The sequence below is a fragment of the Desmonostoc vinosum genome, from assembly GCF_059505385.1.
This window is the reverse complement of sequence record NZ_JCACKM010000205.1, coordinates 50,313-67,174: the sequence shown is the minus strand read 5'-3', so window position 1 is coordinate 67,174 and position 16,862 is coordinate 50,313. Positions and strand designations below refer to the sequence as shown.

Below are 16,862 nucleotides of genomic sequence, written 5' to 3'. Positions count from 1 at the left end.
AATCAAATAAACAAAGATTAACAAACGTATTTCCAATTAGTTAAAGAAGTAACTGGAAAACAGAATCCCTAGAACGAAAATTAGTAGTAGTCCCAGGTATAGTGAAGTCCGGTTTAGTTCAACCGGCTGATTATTGGGGTTGGGCGTTCTTTCCATCAGTTGCTCCTAGCGTTGAATAAACTGCATTGCGGCGATCGCGCCCAAAAAGAACACGGTTGGCACAGCTAGTGTGTGAACCGCAAGCCATCTCACTGTAAAGATTGGATAGGTAACTGGTTGATTAACGTTGTTGCCGCTAGTCATGATCTCAAACTACTTTCCGATAAATTGTTCAACTTGTTTTTTCGCTTCAAAACGGTTCTTCACAATCGGCAATTCCTGCCGTGCTTGTGTGTAGTACTCGTCGGGGCGAGGTGTGCCAAATGCGTCATAAGCTAGACCAGTTTGCACAAATAACCAACCCGCAATAAATAATGCTGGAATGGTGATGCTATGAATTACCCAGTAGCGAACACTGGTAATAATGTCTGAAAATGGACGCTCTCCAGTGGTACCTGACATTTAGATCCCTACCTTCACAAAGACTATTATTGAGTTTATTATCCTACAAAGTTTAGAAAGAGTTACAAGTTGCAACATTCTTCTCACAAATCAGGGTGAATACCGAACACTAGGGTATCTCTAAGCGGCTTCTGATGGGGAAGTTGCTTTAGTGTCTGGGCGATATTTCAACAAAACGCCGCGATCGCCAATGATAAATCCCTGATCGGGCTGGAAGAAGACAATCTTGTACAAGTTAGCCGCTACTCCTTCTACTTCACGGTCTTTTTCCCAAGTTTTACCGCCGTCAGCACTCCGCAGTAAGTTACCGCTACCGCCGCCGATCCAAAGTTCATCAGGTGTACGGTATGCCAAATCTAGTAAACCCCAACTGGTTGCTAATTCTGGATATTGTGCCTCTTGCCACTCTTCAGGTTTTGTTGGGTCGTTAAACTGAATTTGACCGCCCCTAGCTAGCATCCACAATTGACCATTGTCAGCGAAGCCCATATTCTCTACGCGGCGAGAACTATTGCGGTTATGGGGTACCCAAGCATTTTGTCCTGGTTCCCAAGTTGAGTAAAAGTTTCCTTTGGCAGAAACAGCAACGTATTTGCCATCAGCACCACGTTCTATGTTACGTACCACACCTACAGCTGATTCTACCTGAGCTTTCCAATTTTTGCCGCCGTCTGTGGTGAGATATATTGCCCCGACATTAGTAGCCATCTCAGCTACATTTTCTTTGAGTGCTTTGACTGCGATCGGGCTACCGGGTAGCTTTTCGCTCAAGGGAATACTTGACCAAGAACGACCTTCGTCGGTTGTATGTAGCAGCAGTGAAGGCTCTCCAACAATCCAACCTTCCTTACCCGCAAAACTTACTGAGTCAAAACGAGCTTTGGGGTCATCTAATTGGAGTTTGATGGGTTGCCAAGTCTCGCCACCATCATTTGTTTCCAATAAAGTAGCACTACTACCCACTAAGTAACCATGCTGAGGATTATCAGTGAAGGCAATATCGAGCAGTTTCGCGTCTGTCGGTACAGTAATGATTTGCCAAGGATTGTAGCTGATAGAGGGAACCTTGCTACAACCAATACACATCAAGACTACCAAAAATAAGGCAAATATTTTTTGCCAACTTCTTACAATTGAACGCATCAGTATTTCTTAGTTGTTTCTAAATTTGTGTAGGGTTTTCTAAAAGGTTCATCAAAAATAGTGCTGAGTATTGATTAAAACCAAGTATATTAATGTTATTTACTCGGCAATTTGGTTACAGAGCAAGCGACTTAGAAAGAAAAAGAAACTATTTTCTGATTCAATTTTCTAAGATTAGTGTTTTTTTACACTTAAGACCCAGAACTCAGAACTCAGCACTTTCAAGATGCGAGCCTTATTGTAAGCCGTAAAGACTCATGAAAAACAAAAATCCAATAGCCAAAGCACCAAAAATCAGGAGATTTTTTTGACTTGGCGTTAGCTTATTGACACCAAAACCGTAGCCGAGATTTTCTTTAAAACCGGATGCTGTACCTGCTGGCCCAATATTGGCAAAAGCGGTCTTTTTGGCAGTGCAAACTGGACAGCGCCAATTAATGGGCAATTCTGCAAAGGCAATTCCTGAAGCAATGTCATGCTTGTCATCTCCCTTTTCGGGTTCATAAACATAACCGCAGGCGCGACACTCGTAGCGGTCTAAAACTGAAGTTTCAACAGCTTGTTCGCTCATGGCTTGGGTCTCGAAGAAGGGGAAATCTTAAATATACGTTAAAAATTATGACATAAATGTTAGAGTTTTCTATCACCACCAGAAACGAATCAAATACCTGAAGTGCATCTGTTTCCCAGATTTCAGAAAAGCCAAAAAGATATAATGTAAAAGAAAGTTACGGAATTTGGGGGATTGGGGATTGGGGATCGGGTACTGGGGATTGGGTATTGGGTATTGGAGATCGGGAATTAAATATTTTTTTCCTCAACCTCTAAAATTTTCCTTGATCTTCCCAGTCCCCAGTCCCCAGTCCCAGTCCCAGTCCCCAGTTCGATTACACCATAAGCGGTAGAAATTAACTGTGTTTGTCCTCAGCGGTTACGAGTATTTTCTAGGCTTTTTGATTATCTGTAGCCTAGTACCTGCCCTAGCGCTTTCAGCATCCAAGCTTCTACGACCCAGCGGTGCAAGCCCTGAACGGCGTACCACCTATGAATCTGGGATGGAACCCATCGGGGGAGCCTGGATTCAGTTCAATATTCGCTACTACATGTTTGCTCTAGTCTTTGTTGTCTTTGACGTAGAGACTGTGTTCTTGTATCCTTGGGCGGTAGCTTTCCATCGTTTAGGGCTACTGGCATTTATTGAAGCGCTAATCTTTATTGCAATTCTTGTAGTCGCTTTAGTTTACGCATGGCGTAAAGGAGCTTTGGAATGGTCTTGAATTCTAATCTTACAGCCCAGGACAAAGAGCGAATCATCAACCCTATTGAGCGTCCTACAATCACTCAAGACCTTTCAGAAAACGTGATTCTGACAACGGTTGATGATCTCTACAACTGGGCGCGGCTTTCTAGTTTGTGGCCGTTGCTGTTTGGTACTGCTTGCTGTTTTATCGAGTTTGCAGCCTTGATTGGCTCTCGATTTGATTTTGACCGTTTTGGGTTAATTCCCCGTTCTAGCCCCCGCCAAGCTGATTTAATTATCACAGCAGGGACAATCACGATGAAGATGGCACCTCAATTAGTGCGTCTTTATGAACAAATGCCAGAGCCAAAGTACGTAATTGCCATGGGAGCTTGTACAATTACTGGCGGGATGTTCAGTGTTGATTCTCCAACAGCGGTACGCGGAGTTGATAAACTGATTCCTGTAGATGTGTATTTGCCTGGTTGCCCTCCCCGTCCTGAAGCAATTATCGATGCTATCATCAAGCTGCGGAAGAAGATTGCTAATGATTCGATGCAAGAGCGCGATCAGATTAAGCAAACCCACCGTTATTACAGCACCACTCATAACCTCAAGCCAGTAGAGGAAATTTTAACTGGTAAGTATTTGCAGTCAGAAACTCGCTTGACGCCGCCCAAAGAATTGGCCCAAGCAATTGGAATGCCAATACCACCGGCACTACTGGCAGCAAAGGCGCAAAAAGAGGAGCAAAACCGTGGCTGAAGAAGAATCTAAACCAGTACCAGCAGAACCAGAATCTTTAGTGCAAGCTGGTAAAGTTTCTCAGTGGTTGACGGAAAATGGCTTTGACCATGAGTATTTAGCACCCGATCAAAACGGGGTAGAGATAATTAAAGTGGAAGCAGATTTCTTGCTTCCCATCGCTACAGCCCTGTATGCCTACGGGTTTAATTATCTCCAGTTTCAAGGCGGCGTTGACCTTGGCCCAGGACAAGAATTGGTGAGTGTATATCACTTAATTAAAGTTGGTGATCATAGCGATCGCCCTGATGAAGTCAGGGTCAAGGTGTTCTTACCACGAGAAAATCCGAGAGTGCCTTCAGTATACTGGATCTGGAAGACCGCAGACTGGCAAGAGCGCGAGTCTTACGATATGTTCGGCATTTTTTACGAAGGACACCCAAATCTCAAGCGGATTTTGATGCCGGAAGATTGGGTAGGTTGGCCTTTGCGAAAAGATTACATCTCGCCCGATTTCTATGAGTTGCAAGATGCTTATTAAATGCTGAGTGCGCGATAATTTTCCTAACCCCTCTTCGTTTGCGGAGAGGGGTTAATTTTTTTAACGCAGAGGGAACGCCAAGGATAGTGCAAAGGTTCGCAGAGAAATATATATTAAATTTCTGGCAGGAATACTCAAAACACCTCTTCCCCATTCCCTACTCCCTACTCCCCACTCCCTATTCAATGAATGAGAATGAACAACGAATCTTTGATTCATGGAAAATTAATGCTAAATCATGGACACGGGTAATTCATCATCAGCAAATTGAAAGCCGGGCGATCGCTACAGATGCGGCTATAATCAAGGCTGTCAAGGAACTAAATCCACAAACGTTCTTAGATGTTGGATGTGGTGAAGGCTGGTTATGTCGTCAACTTTTCTCCCCAGGTATTGATGGATGGGGAGTTGATGCCTGTGCAGATCTGATTGAGGCAGCAAGGTTATATAATGATTCTCGCTTTATTGTCTGTTCTTACTCGGATTTGCGATCGCAAAAATTTGAAAATATTCTGCGGTTTTCTTGCTTAATTTGTAACTTCTCAATTCTGGGACAACGTGATCTTACTCAAATCGCTGAGGCTGGCTGTCACCTTTTAGAAGATCATGGCAAAATAATCATCCAAACACTTCATCCTCTCATAGCCTGCGGTGATGCTCCTTATGAGGATGGGTGGAGAGAGACTTCATGGACAGGAATTGGCAATGAAGTGTTTCACCCTGCTCCTTGGTACTTCAGAACAATTGAATCATGGATTCAGGAGTTTTATGGTTATAATTACCGATTATTGAATTTACAAGAACCTTGTCATCCCATAACGAAAAAGCCCATCTCAATCATTTTTGTCTTTGAGCGATGCTAACAAAACGTGTTAAAAATTCAAGACGATTTCAGTGTTAGCAACGACAGCTTCGCCATTCATAACTACAGCTTTAAATTAAATTTTATAAATCTAAATTTAAGTTTAGATATTTTGCTCGGTAGCTTTCACGATTGCGGCTGTATAATCTATCATTCCTTGAGATTTTTGATTTCCTTTTATTTATTGTGTTTATATTGGTATTTTAAGAGTTATGGCTTTGCTGTTGAGAAAATGAGATATTAGTTACTTAGTAATTATTGATTGATGGTTTTTTATAACTAGCGATCGCTTGAACTTTTGCTACAAAAAGGATGAGCCATCATATGAATAGTTAGCATGTTGACGGCACTATCCAATGTCTCAAGAATTATTAAATTCCTTCCAAGAAGCATACAGCAATCTCGAATTGTTCCCCTTAATGGAACAGAACGAAATGACAAAATTTAGAGTCGAGTATGGTGATGATTTGATTGCAGATCTTAACCAATTAGTTGAGGATAGTCCCAATGGAGATGGCAAAATTGTCTTTACAGGACATCGAGGATGTGGTAAGTCAACTTTGTTAGCTGAATTTAGCCGACAAATTCAACAAAAGTATTTTGTGGTTTTATTTTCTATCGCTGACAAAATCGAAATGTCAGCGGTTAATCATATTAATATATTGTTTGCGATCGCAGTTAATTTAATGTCTGAGGCGGAAGCACGCCGAGTGGAAATTCCTCAATCTACTAAAGAAGCTCTTTATAAGTGGTTCGCTACCCGTACTCGTACTGAAGAACTAAATTTACACGCCGAAGCTGAAATTGGTTTTGACCTCTTAAAATTAATTAGCTCTAAATTAAAAGCTGATGCTACAGTCCGTGATGAAATCAAGCAAGAATTTGAACGCAAGATTTCAGATTTAGTCGCCAGAATTAACGAAATTGCTGCTTTAATTCAAGCTGCTACTAAACAAGACGTTTTAGTAATTATTGATGATTTAGATAAACTCGACTTAGGCCGGGTGAATGAGATTTACAGAGATAACATTAAAGCTCTTTGCCAACCTAATTTTCGGATTATCTACACCATACCCATCGCTGTGCTACGTGAAACATTTCTCAGCACTATAATTGCTACAGAAACCAATGACCAAATTGTAGTCATGCCTGTATTGAAAATTTTCGAGAAAGGTAAAAATCGACTGTCTTATGCTCAACCTCGTCTAGAAGCAACGGAGATTCTGGGTAAAGTTTTAGAAAAGCGAATTGCCAGTGAACTAATAGCAGATGCGACTGCGGATAAAATTGTCATCTATAGTGGTGGTGTCTTACGAGAACTAATTCGGATTTCTAAGGAATGTTGTCGGATTTGTTTGCGGATGATCCGACGAAATCCTACAGAAAAAATTATTATAGATGATGAAATCTTAGGACAAGCAATCAATAAAATCCGCAATGACTTTTCGATACGTTTAGGAAAAGTCGATTTAGATATCTTGCAAAGTGTTTACCAGCAATTTATACCTCATGATCCGAAGCAAGCAGAATTTTTAGATTTGCTGCATGGACTATATGTATTGGAATATCGTAATGATGAAACTTGGTACGATGTTCATCCAATTATTATAGAAAGTCTCAAAAGGCAAGGAGTGATCAATGTTGCATGAAGAAGGAGCAGATAATGAAGAATTTTTAAATCATGATGGAGATAATCAAGATGCTTATGATGATTTAATCGTTTCTATTGAAGCGCAAAAGCGGGGACTAAATTTATTAATTGCAGTTTGCGATGATGCTAACTTTCGTGATGAAATTATCGCCAAGTATGAAGCAGAGTTACAATTATCCTTTCGTGCATATCGAGTGACTCTGGCACGAAATGAACCAAGTCTCAAGGCTGCGATTAATCAACTAGTGCAACAAGAAGAATATCTTCGTCAACATCACCCAGCCATAATTACTGTAACGGGTGCTGAGCAACTTTATTTTCTCAGGCTAGGACAAGAACAATCAGAACAAGAGAAATTTTTTGGTTACTTACAGTGGACAAGGGAAGGATTACGCGAATTTCCATTTGCTATCGTTCTTTGGGTAACTAATCAAATTTTAGTCAATTTGATTAAAAAAGCTCCTGATTTTTGGAGTTGGCGCAATGGTGTGTTTCGGTTTGCTTCTAAAAAGACAAATGCGATCGCCGGCAAAGAGTTAGAATCTATACGCTTTGTTTTTAGCGACACAGAATTAGCCAGCACTGACACCGACGAAAATAACCCCTTTTTCTTGCCTATTCAAGATTTACAAAAATTTATTGAAAAAGTAGAACAAGAACGAGGAGCAAAAGACCCCAGCTTGGCTACCTTATACTCAAGATTAGGTGATATTTACCGCCGCAGACTAGATCGAGGTGAGTCTCAGGATTATAAAAAAGAACAGGAATTAGCGATTAAGTATTGGTGTCAGGCTATAGAACTGCAAAATCAATTAGGTTTACAGCTTGACTTAGCCGCTAGCTTGAATAACTTAGGATTTCTCTACCGTGTCACAGGACGCTACGACGAGGCCGAACCTCTGTTAGTCCAAGCTTTGGCAATTAGAAAAGACGTGCTGGGAGAAAATCATCCCGATGTTGCACTTAGCCTCAACAGCCTAGCATTGCTTTACCGTGCAACCGGACACTATGCTAAAGCCGAACCCCTCCTTAAGCAAGCTTTAGAAATTAAAAAATACTTACTAGGAGAAAACCATCCCGATGTTGCACTCAGCTTCAACAACTTGGCATTTCTATATGAGTCTACAGGACGCTACAGCGAAGCGGAACCTCTATTAATGCAAGCTTTAGAAATCAGAAAACGCGTACTGGGAGACCAAAATACTTATGTTGCTTCCAGCCTCAACCATCTTGCAGAACTCTACCGCGCTACAGGACGTTATGGCGAAGCAGAATCTTTATATCAACAGGCTTTAGAACTGCGAAAACGCATATTAGGAGATCATCATCCTTCCTTGGCTACTAGCTTTAACAGTTTAGCAGGACTGTATAAATCCATTGGCAACTACAGCAAAGCCGAACGCTTATATCTGCAAGCTTTAGAACTGCGGAAACGTCTGCTAGGAGACAACCATCCTGATGTCGCCGCCAGTCTCAATAACCTGGCACTACTATATGATGAACAAGGACATTACACCGAAGCCGAACCTCTCTATTTACAGTCATTAGAACTGAGAAAACACCTGCTAGGCGAAAATCATCCTTCTCTGGCGATCATTTTGAATAATCTTGCATTACTTTATTATCATCAAGAACGCTACACTGAAGCTGAACCATTATCGTTACAAGCCATAGAACTAGATCGGCGGTTTTTAGGAGAAGATAATCTCGATGTTGCTACAGATTTTCACAATTTAGCATTAATATATCGCGCTCAAGGACGTTACGACCAAGCCGAACCATTGTTTTTAAAAGCCTTGGAAATTAAGCAACGTTTCCTACAACAAGCGCATCCTTTATTAACAGATACCATCTACGCTCTTGGTTACATGTACAGAGAACAGGGACGCTATGATCAGGCGGAACCCTTGTGTATAAAAGCCTTAGAACTTGATAAACATTTGTTGGGAGACAACCATCCCCATGTTGCCGAAAGTCTCAACAACCTAGCAGAAATCTACCGCGTCACAGGACGCCACAGCGAAGCGCAACCACTTTATTTACAGGCCTTGGATATTTGCGAACGCGTTTGGGGTACAAATCATTCCCGCACTGTTGCTATTGGGCAAAATCTGGAAAAACTCAGTTTAGCAATGCAAGATAGTATGTAACAAAAGAGAGTTAAGTAGAACGGGGTGGAAAAACACAACTATGTATTGAAAAATTAAATAGATTTAAACTCTCTTTCCTCTTGCTTTTTGCCCCCTGCTTCTTACATCATCCTAATGATAAATATTCACACCAACCTACTTAAAGCCTCATTTAATTTAATCACTTTTTGGCTAAGTTAACTAGAGCGATCGCTTTTACGGGAACACAAGAAAAAATTTGCAGTCATTAGGCGAGTAAGGATTGAATATCAAAAGCTTGACTAATAATTCAGAGTTGATAAATCAGAATTAATTAGCGATATTTTTTCGCTAGTTGTAGACTGCCAAATATTTAATTTGGTGAGTGTCAAAACATTGTTCGTTTATCGAACAATCGTTGAGCTTACGCGCTTATCTGATTCAAAATACTGAATTTTGTTTAGATCGCTCTATCAGCAATTCAATTTTAGTTAAGCTTAACTTCAGTATGCAGATATAACTCTAGCATACCACATTAGGCTATTTTTCGCTCATCTTTAAGATGTCGATGATAGCTGTAGTGGGCTATGCTTAACTTTCATGCGTTCTGATTTGGTAATTTACAATTCCTACAAAATATTAGTTCTAACACTATTCCAAAGACTCAAGTTAGGTAAGTAATGAATAATCAAAACTTTGAGAAAAAGTCTATCAACATTGCTAAAGCTTTTTTGGCAGCAACGATACTGATTACTGCATCTATTAATCCTGCTTTTGCTAACGATAAAGTTGAGATTTTAGATGCAGAATATGGTGGTAATGGTTGTCCTGATGGGTCTGCTAGCGTCAGTATCAGTCCCGATGGTCAAGAATTGAGTATCCTATTTGATCAGTTTATTGCTGAGGGGAATAAATCATCACAAAGACGCAAAAGCTGTAACTTGAGCATTCCTATCAAAGTACCTCAAGGCTTTCAAATTTCCCTCTATGATGCTGATTATCGGGGCTATGTTGCCCCCTACACAACTGGAAGATTAAGAGCAGAGTACTTTTTTGCTGGTCAACGTGGCCCTGTTTTTTCTAGGACATTTAGAGGCGAAAATGACTACAATGTTAGAGATCAATTAGTCACTGTGGCTGATGTTTGGTCGCGCTGCGGTGACAGTGTAAATATGCGGGTGAATGCTGCAATGACCGCCAGTGGTCAAGGAGTGGCAACTGTTGACTCCTTTGACCTTGCTCATCGCGGGTTAGTTTATCACATTAAATATCGCCAGTGTCGTTAGTATTGAGTAGTGAGTGCTGAGTCATAAATGATTTGATACTCAGCACTTTTTTAAGTATGCGATCGCAATTCCAATTTAGCTACGATTATGGCTAAAGACGCCTACTTTATAATAAAATAATCCGGTCTTGCATAATTGCGGGATGATTTGAGAGTTTGCATCAATACATAATCCCCGCATCTTCACGTTAACCTCAATCATCCTATCATTCAGCAACGCCAATAATCCTTATTTGCCTGTCACATTTTCAATCACTTCTTTGGCTTGCTCAACAAAACTTTCTTGAGGGTTTTGTGCTTTTTCAGCTTTTAAATTTCTTTTGTATGCCTTCTCAATAGTATTGAGGTTTTCGGCATCTTTTATAGCTTGTTCATAAGCTTCTTGTCGTTCTTCTTCTTGAACACCAACACCTGGATCATATTCGTAAGCACGATTAATTTTTTCTTCTGAATTTGGCTTGTATTCTGGAGGTACTAACTTCAATTCTTCAAGTGTGGTGGCATAGCTAGGCTGTGGAACAAGAATGAATATACTAGAGATGCTGATCAGCATGAGCAAGCCAATAACTAAAAAACTAGAACGTAGCACTTGCTTTAAAGATAAAAAGATTTTTTGCATAGTAAACACTTGCCAATGTTTAAAGGTCATAGGCATCGTAATTGTTTAGGTAAAGTTCTCACTTCTACCTGAAGATATATTAAATAATTCGTAATTCGTAATGACGCGACGCTCCTGTGTCGCTAACGCTGACGCTCGTACCTCGCTACCGCTTCGCTAACGCTATCGCGGACTCGCTACCGCTGCGCTAACGTAATTAAGTTTTGTAATGGGGATTTGACCCAAACACAAAACTTGCCGATTATAGAACCGGGGGACTTAAAACCACGGAACTTGTTAATTTTTAGTTATCTCAATACAAGCGTTCATACTTATACCAATTCGCTAAAATCAAGCAACAGATACAAACCTTGTAACAATTCAAATTTTTTAAGACCAACTATGAGATATTTGAATTCCTCGACTTTGCATTGTATCTTCAAATAAATTGGTTGGTAGGGCTTCTTCCACGGCAAAAACACCTGGTTTGTGAAGTTTACCTTCTAGCAATAATTGTGCAATACTGCCCGTGCCACATCCAGAGGCGATCGCAGTATTTTCATGCACCAACTCGGAACAGAAAATAGCTGCTTCACCATTTTTTTGTCCGGTAACTTCTGAGCGGACTGCCACACCAATTCCGGTAAAGCTATTAGTTATATCTGTCATCAAATGACTCACACGAGATAGAAATTCTATAGTACTGCGCTTCTGCATCAACCATTTAGGAAATACATGAGCGGTGATCCAAGTCATGTGATTATAGAAATCGGGAACAGATCCAAATTTGGTAATCACCGTTTTAACCGAGGGGAAAGAATGAGGCATTGTAAAAGTTTCCGGCATATCAAACCAGTAAACTCCACTATATCCATAGGGTGATGAGAAATTCACTGTTTCTCTTTCACTATATGGCTCAACTAGCTGCCATTTTCCATCTATCCAAGCTTCAAAAGGATGCTGTAATCCTAAAAAAGTTGTTCGCATCACGGTGATGCCAGCACCACCAGAACCAGAAACTAAATAACTTAAATGTATTTTTTCTGGTTGGTCAAATTGCTCGACACCCTCACGTACCATGCTATTAGAAATACCTGGAAAAATCCCAGTATTAATAATGGCTGTCACACCAGCATCAGCGGCTTTTTCTTGATAGTTGAGAGCCTTACTAGTATAAGAACGATGGTCACTGACATCTAGATAATTAACGCCTTGAGCAATGCAAGTTTCAAGAACATTGGTATCTCGGTAGTGAAATGGGCCAGCACAATGGATAACTAAATTAGAGTTAGCGATCGCTTCTTGCAATTTGTCAACTTCCGCTAAGTCTAATACTAAAAAATTTACTTGTTCTCCTAAAGGCAAGCTAATGGCTTTTACAGTTTCTGGGGAACGCCCAGTAATCGTAATGTGTGCTGATGTGTGGGAGACCAAATCTTGAGCAACACTGCTACCAATTCGCCCCCGTCCTCCAATAATTAAAACGCGATCTGTCATTACTCCGGCATTGGGCAACATCACTATTATTTGAACAGTTTTATGTCCTATTTGTCATCGGTTACAAGGATGACTTGCTTGATCATTGAGAAGTGGCAACTATTCTAACGATAATTTGGTGTAGAGACGTGCTATGGCGTCTCTACAAAAGCGATCGCTAGAAACGCAATCTAAATTGTGTTAGCATTCTCACCATCCTCAGCCATATCAAACACAACCTTAAACTGTACATTGGGCATAGTCCGGCAAAGAAACTGAAAATGCCCATCAGCATCAGACCGAATGCGAAATCTAGCAATAATCAGCCATTGATTGTTTGGCAATAAACGAGCAATTGCCCAATTGTTGAGTCGTTCTCGATACGACATAATTTAGCTATCTCCATACAAATTGGAGCCAAAGCCAGCACACCAGAGCCTGACAAACTTGGGAGTGCTGGCTTTGACTTTTTAAAAGTTTTTATACTTTAGCACGAATATGTTACTAAAAAAACACTAATATGTAACTAATGATAACTTTAAAGACACAGAAATGTACGATAGAATCGACGATAAAGCACAAGAAACCGTGAGCAAACGACTTAATCTAACCTTGGCTGATGCAGTCTTTTATGCGCTAGAGCGGTGGGCAGATGCTGAAGGAAGACCCACTGCTAACTTAGCTGCATTTATAGTGGAAGCAGCAGTAAAACAAGCTGAAACAGAAAACAAAATCCCCCCAGATCCCAAAAAAATCTGAGAGGAAGCTTGAAAGATGTGCGCTTTTGGGCGTACATCTTGCTTTAATTAATTCCAAACACCGACTCTACAGTCGATTTAATCGAATCTCGCGCATCTTTGAGTGTCTGGCTAATGGGATTTTTAGTCTGCAAAAACACCCGCGCACAATTGCGTCCCGGCATTCCCGAAATAGAACCACCTGGATGTGTGCCTGCACCAGTGAGGAAGAGATTTTCAATTGGGGTTTTGTAGTTAGCTATTTCTGGTAGAGGACGGAAAAACACCATCTGATCTAAAGTCATGTCGATATGGTAGTAATTTCCTTTATATGCACCCAATCTCTCGCCTAATTCAGCGGGACTTTCGACACGGCGGGCTATTGTCGCGTTTTTTACATTGGGAGCATAACTTGCCAATTTGTCAATGACTTTATCTGCAACTTGGTTTTTTAATTCATCCGTCCAACCAGTACCTTTTAAACCCGTGCCTTCCGCACCTGCAATTTGATAAGGGGCAAAAAACTCAATCCACAAGGTATGTTTGCCTGGAGGTGCTAAGGTAGGGTCGAGGGCACTGGGCATTACCACATACATTGATGGGTCAGAATCGGGTATCTCTCCTAATGTACATTTACTGTGAGCTTGTTCAACGTGAGAAACAGAATCTGCTATCAAGATAGAACCGATGAGATACTCATCTCTGTGTGCATGATAGGGAAAACGTAGCGGTTCATCTAAAGCCAAATCTATCTTGAGGATAGTTTCGTTGTTGTTAACGATGCGACGTTCTAATCTTTCCCATAAATCGGGTTCGACTGCATTAATATCGCTTTTATCTGTCATTTGCAAGAACAACCGCTGGGCATCAATGTTGGAAATCACTCCATGTTTAGCGCGATATTCTTTACCACCAGCAACCCGCACACCAACAACTTTACCATCATCAATCAATAATTTTTCTACATGTTGATCTGTGAGAATGACGCCACCTTGGCTTGTGACTAAGTTCACCAAAGCTTGCACTAGTGCGCCAGTACCTCCACGTGGTCTTGACATACCAGGATTATGACGCATCGCCATCATAATTGCACCAATAGCAAGGGTTTTTTGCGATGGTGGCGCACCCAATTCTGACGCTAATCTTGCCAAAGGTGCTTTGAGAAACTCGGAATCAAACCACTCGTTGAGTAAATCTTCAGCGCTGGTTAACATATTGCGAATAAAATCCAGCGTTTTAGAAGGCGCACCAATTACAGAGAATAAATCTCTGAGTTTTTTGATATCGTAGTTACCAACGATGTCTATAACTGATTTTGGTGGTGCATTAAAAACGGGAATCATTGCACCGATCGCACGCTGCCAATAGTCGGTATATTCTGCATATTTCTGAGCATCACGCTGGCTATAACGGGCGATTTCTGCACAAGTTTTTTCTACCGACTTATGTCCTAAGAAATACTTGCCATCAGGATGGGGACAAAAAACAACTGGATCGCATTCTAGATATTCCAGACCATACTTTTTTAGTTCTAATTCTTCAACAACAGGCCCTAAATGAATAAATTCATGATCAATTGCACACAAGTTAAATTTAAAGCCAGGAGCCTCTTGTGGCAAACATTCTTCAGTTGTCGCTGCACCACCAGGAACAGAACGCTTTTCTAATAACAGGACACTGTAGCCAGCTTTTAGTAAATATGCGGCACAAACTAGTCCATTGTGTCCAGCACCGATAATAACAACGTCATACTCTTGCATAGTTGGAATTTTGATGAAATATCTATCTTTCTGAATATTAAAAAATTTTAACTAAATTGACATCATTCGCCAGTTACAAAATCAGTTGTGGGCGAATAGAATTCGCTACTACACAAAGCAAAGTCCACCTCCGTGGACTAACCAAAAGTTATGTATTTTAAACCCACGGAGGTGGGTTTTGTCTGTGTAGCCGCGATTTCTAATCGCTTTTAATTACGAATTACGAATTACGAATTACGAATTATTTAAGATGGTATTTGCTTTAATTTAGCCTCTACCAAAAGTATTAAACTACCTTTTTGCACGTTGAGACTTTTGACGCGTAACGCCATATCCTCGAACTCAAAATAGTTTAAATCCACCAATTCTTTTGCTTTCTGTATCAATGCCGTAATTATTTCCAGTGAAATTCCTTCACCCTGAATGCAGCGAAAACTCTCTAATAATATAGGTTGCGATCGCGTGCGTGGGCTAATCATTGCCATATATGCTAAAGGACGAGTATTTCCCTTTTCCTTTAGCAGTACTTTTCCCCTAAATTCCATTTTGCCATCACCAGGTAATGACATTTGAGTTTCTTGCAGTTCAAAACTGACAATTTCACCATCTACATCTAAATTAAACGTATTAAAATAACTATGCGTAAAGTCTGATAATAAGGTACGATTAATATCTACTTCAGTGAGCGTAACACGAGCCATAGCATTTACTGGCTCATTTAACTCTATTTGACCCAAAATTGCCCTGAAAGGATTAACAGCAATACTATCAGTTTGGATTTTGATTTCCTGAACGCGGATGTCTTCTTTGATTACTAATCCTTGACCTGTAACCGAAACACCGTCTAGCTGTCCTTGCACGACTTTCAACAAATCAGTTTGCACATCTACGTCTATTTTTTCTGCTTTATCTAGTTGGTCATATAGCCGCCTTTTAGCTTCTTGTGACAATAACTCTTCTTCCAATTTATGCTCATCTGACATTAATTTTCACTCTCTGAGTATTCCTATTACACCTTACTTTAAGCCTGGATTTACAGGAACGAATCTATAGCAAGGTATATACAACTGGGAATATATATTGTCTTGAACATAGGGAGTAGGGAAGAAATATTTTTATAGCTCCTCGTAAGAATAGTTCATAAAATCTCTTGCGAAAGTTTATTATAAATGCTTTAACTTTGGTAAAAAATGCTTAAGTGATTTCTAGGAAAAAATTTCCTAAGCTAAAAAACATCTAAATTACATAATCAAATTAAATAAAACTCTTGTGGGGTGGGCATCTTGCCCGCCCTAATTATGCAAGTTATATGTGGAACAGCTTAGAACAGTTGGTTTCGACTTCGCTCAACCAACTGAGTGGTTGAGAGTTGAGCCAAAGCAATTAATGAAATGCGATCGCCTTTTAAAATCGCCTAAAATTAAGTTGATTTGATGTCATCGCAGAGGTGGCGATCGTTTGGGTTATTCTTTATATAAGAATGACATGCTGCCTCAACAAGACCTTAATCTAAGATTTGGACTGACTTAATACCTTGGCTGCATTTTGTCACTAACAGCCATCTTTTAGCATCAGGCTCTAGTGCGGGCATGATTCGGAAGTTGAAAACATCTGCCCAAGTTTCGACACCGTGAGTGTTTGCAAAACTTACTTCAAGCTCCTTGAACCGTACCCAATCGCGATCGCTGATTGCGGTGAAAACTGGAATAACAGAGCTTAGCGGTATTAGAGTTGCTGTTTCAGTCATGTTTGTAATCCTCAAAAATACAAACTATTGGTAACGGTTCATCTTTGCTTCTTTAGAGTTTTTTTAGTTTGCAGTTTATTTTGCAGTGAAAAAGTGATCGCAGAGGTGGCGATCGCCTTTTAAAATCGCCTAAGATTAAGTTGATTTGATGTCATCGCAGAGGTGGCGATCGCCTGTAAAAATAGCAAAACTTAGTTTGATTTGATGTCATCGCAGAGGTGGCGATCGTGATCGTTTGGGTTTAGGTTATTCTTCAGATAATCGTGTAGCCAATTGCAACTCCGCGCCAGTAGTTGGTCGAAATTTTCTACTGCCCACAACCGCGCTATCCCACCAGATGATGCGGTGGCGATGGTTTTGCCATCTGGGCTGAAACTCACACTGGTAACAACGCCTTGATGCCCTTTCA

Annotated in this window: 21 protein-coding genes; 9 read left to right on the top strand and 12 right to left on the bottom strand. The window is 40.5% G+C overall.

Annotated features, from left to right (window positions below):
* Positions 1 to 36: 36 nt before the first annotated feature.
* The 5 genes from psbL to AC5JMF_RS24830 all read right to left on the bottom strand — a co-directional run bounded on the left by psbL (position 37) and on the right by AC5JMF_RS24830 (position 2,275).
* A complete protein-coding gene (gene psbL / locus AC5JMF_RS24850) occupies positions 37 to 156 on the bottom strand; it encodes a photosystem II reaction center protein PsbL (protein WP_071989460.1) in 120 nt (39 codons plus the stop codon).
* A 9-nt stretch (positions 157 to 165) separates the two neighbouring features.
* Positions 166 to 303, bottom strand: coding sequence for a cytochrome b559 subunit beta (psbF, locus tag AC5JMF_RS24845; RefSeq protein WP_103136072.1), 138 nt, complete (start codon positions 301 to 303; stop codon positions 166 to 168).
* 9 nt (positions 304 to 312) lie between these two features.
* Positions 313 to 561 (bottom strand): cytochrome b559 subunit alpha, encoded by a 249-nt coding sequence (gene psbE, locus AC5JMF_RS24840; RefSeq protein WP_495798374.1) that lies wholly within the window; start codon positions 559 to 561, stop codon positions 313 to 315.
* A gap of 120 nt (positions 562 to 681) precedes the next feature.
* Complete coding sequence (locus AC5JMF_RS24835; RefSeq protein WP_495798373.1) at positions 682 to 1,704, bottom strand: photosynthesis system II assembly factor Ycf48; 1,023 nt, start codon at positions 1,702 to 1,704, stop codon at positions 682 to 684.
* Between the two features lie 235 nt (positions 1,705 to 1,939).
* Entirely contained in the window at positions 1,940 to 2,275 is a 336-nt protein-coding gene (locus AC5JMF_RS24830) for a rubredoxin (RefSeq protein ID WP_495798372.1), read from the bottom strand.
* A 343-nt stretch (positions 2,276 to 2,618) separates the two neighbouring features.
* Between AC5JMF_RS24830 and ndhC the strand changes: the two genes are divergently transcribed.
* From ndhC to AC5JMF_RS24795, 7 genes are all read left to right on the top strand, one after another.
* Positions 2,619 to 2,981, top strand: a complete 363-nt coding sequence (ndhC, locus tag AC5JMF_RS24825) for a photosynthetic/respiratory NAD(P)H-quinone oxidoreductase subunit C (protein WP_495798371.1) — start codon at positions 2,619 to 2,621, stop codon at positions 2,979 to 2,981.
* Positions 2,972 to 3,709 carry a photosynthetic/respiratory NAD(P)H-quinone oxidoreductase subunit K gene (ndhK, locus tag AC5JMF_RS24820; protein WP_495798370.1) on the top strand — a complete coding sequence of 246 codons (738 nt, stop codon included), beginning with the start codon at positions 2,972 to 2,974 and terminating at the stop codon, positions 3,707 to 3,709. Before ndhC ends, ndhK begins: the two co-directional genes overlap by 10 nt.
* The gene (locus AC5JMF_RS24815; protein ID WP_495798369.1) at positions 3,702 to 4,229 is read left to right on the top strand and encodes an NAD(P)H-quinone oxidoreductase subunit J; all 528 of its coding nucleotides are present in this window, start codon (positions 3,702 to 3,704) and stop codon (positions 4,227 to 4,229) included. Before ndhK ends, AC5JMF_RS24815 begins: the two co-directional genes overlap by 8 nt.
* 185 nt (positions 4,230 to 4,414) lie before the next feature.
* The gene (locus AC5JMF_RS24810) at positions 4,415 to 5,092 is read left to right on the top strand and encodes a class I SAM-dependent methyltransferase (protein ID WP_495798368.1); all 678 of its coding nucleotides are present in this window, start codon (positions 4,415 to 4,417) and stop codon (positions 5,090 to 5,092) included.
* 355 nt (positions 5,093 to 5,447) lie between these two features.
* Positions 5,448 to 6,740 carry an ATP-binding protein gene (locus AC5JMF_RS24805; protein WP_495798367.1) on the top strand — a complete coding sequence of 431 codons (1,293 nt, stop codon included), beginning with the start codon at positions 5,448 to 5,450 and terminating at the stop codon, positions 6,738 to 6,740.
* The gene (locus AC5JMF_RS24800) at positions 6,730 to 8,892 is read left to right on the top strand and encodes a tetratricopeptide repeat protein (protein ID WP_495798366.1); all 2,163 of its coding nucleotides are present in this window, start codon (positions 6,730 to 6,732) and stop codon (positions 8,890 to 8,892) included. The genes AC5JMF_RS24805 and AC5JMF_RS24800 overlap by 11 nt, the downstream gene beginning before the upstream one ends.
* A gap of 638 nt (positions 8,893 to 9,530) precedes the next feature.
* Positions 9,531 to 10,136, top strand: a complete 606-nt coding sequence (locus AC5JMF_RS24795; protein ID WP_495798365.1) for a DUF4360 domain-containing protein — start codon at positions 9,531 to 9,533, stop codon at positions 10,134 to 10,136.
* A gap of 228 nt (positions 10,137 to 10,364) precedes the next feature.
* On the opposite strand, the gene AC5JMF_RS24790 is transcribed toward AC5JMF_RS24795, so the two are convergent.
* The 3 genes from AC5JMF_RS24790 to AC5JMF_RS24780 all read right to left on the bottom strand — a co-directional run bounded on the left by AC5JMF_RS24790 (position 10,365) and on the right by AC5JMF_RS24780 (position 12,598).
* The gene (locus AC5JMF_RS24790; RefSeq protein ID WP_495798364.1) at positions 10,365 to 10,784 is read right to left on the bottom strand and encodes a hypothetical protein; all 420 of its coding nucleotides are present in this window, start codon (positions 10,782 to 10,784) and stop codon (positions 10,365 to 10,367) included.
* Positions 10,785 to 11,123: 339 nt separating this feature from the next.
* Positions 11,124 to 12,230, bottom strand: coding sequence for a saccharopine dehydrogenase family protein (locus tag AC5JMF_RS24785; RefSeq protein ID WP_495798363.1), 1,107 nt, complete (start codon positions 12,228 to 12,230; stop codon positions 11,124 to 11,126).
* 170 nt (positions 12,231 to 12,400) lie between these two features.
* Complete coding sequence (locus AC5JMF_RS24780; protein WP_495798362.1) at positions 12,401 to 12,598, bottom strand: hypothetical protein; 198 nt, start codon at positions 12,596 to 12,598, stop codon at positions 12,401 to 12,403.
* A 163-nt stretch (positions 12,599 to 12,761) separates the two neighbouring features.
* Here AC5JMF_RS24780 and AC5JMF_RS24775 point away from each other — a divergent pair, with 163 nt between their 5' ends.
* Entirely contained in the window at positions 12,762 to 12,968 is a 207-nt protein-coding gene (locus AC5JMF_RS24775; RefSeq protein ID WP_495798361.1) for a ribbon-helix-helix domain-containing protein, read from the top strand.
* A 43-nt stretch (positions 12,969 to 13,011) separates the two neighbouring features.
* Here AC5JMF_RS24775 and crtO read toward each other — a convergent pair whose 3' ends face one another.
* Together crtO and AC5JMF_RS24765 are read right to left on the bottom strand one after the other, a co-directional pair.
* Positions 13,012 to 14,721, bottom strand: coding sequence for a beta-carotene ketolase CrtO (gene crtO / locus AC5JMF_RS24770; protein ID WP_495798422.1), 1,710 nt, complete (start codon positions 14,719 to 14,721; stop codon positions 13,012 to 13,014).
* A gap of 230 nt (positions 14,722 to 14,951) precedes the next feature.
* Entirely contained in the window at positions 14,952 to 15,689 is a 738-nt protein-coding gene (locus tag AC5JMF_RS24765) for an LmeA family phospholipid-binding protein (RefSeq protein ID WP_495798360.1), read from the bottom strand.
* A gap of 328 nt (positions 15,690 to 16,017) precedes the next feature.
* Here AC5JMF_RS24765 and AC5JMF_RS24760 point away from each other — a divergent pair, with 328 nt between their 5' ends.
* Positions 16,018 to 16,140 (top strand): hypothetical protein, encoded by a 123-nt coding sequence (locus tag AC5JMF_RS24760; RefSeq protein ID WP_495798359.1) that lies wholly within the window; start codon positions 16,018 to 16,020, stop codon positions 16,138 to 16,140.
* Between the two features lie 70 nt (positions 16,141 to 16,210).
* On the opposite strand, the gene AC5JMF_RS24755 is transcribed toward AC5JMF_RS24760, so the two are convergent.
* On the bottom strand, positions 16,211 to 16,453 hold the full coding sequence (locus AC5JMF_RS24755; RefSeq protein WP_495798358.1) for a hypothetical protein: 243 nt from the start codon (positions 16,451 to 16,453) through the stop codon (positions 16,211 to 16,213).
* A 191-nt stretch (positions 16,454 to 16,644) separates the two neighbouring features.
* On the bottom strand, positions 16,645 to 16,862 hold a 218-nt coding region (locus tag AC5JMF_RS24750; RefSeq protein ID WP_495798357.1), incomplete at its 5' end, for a WD40 repeat domain-containing protein.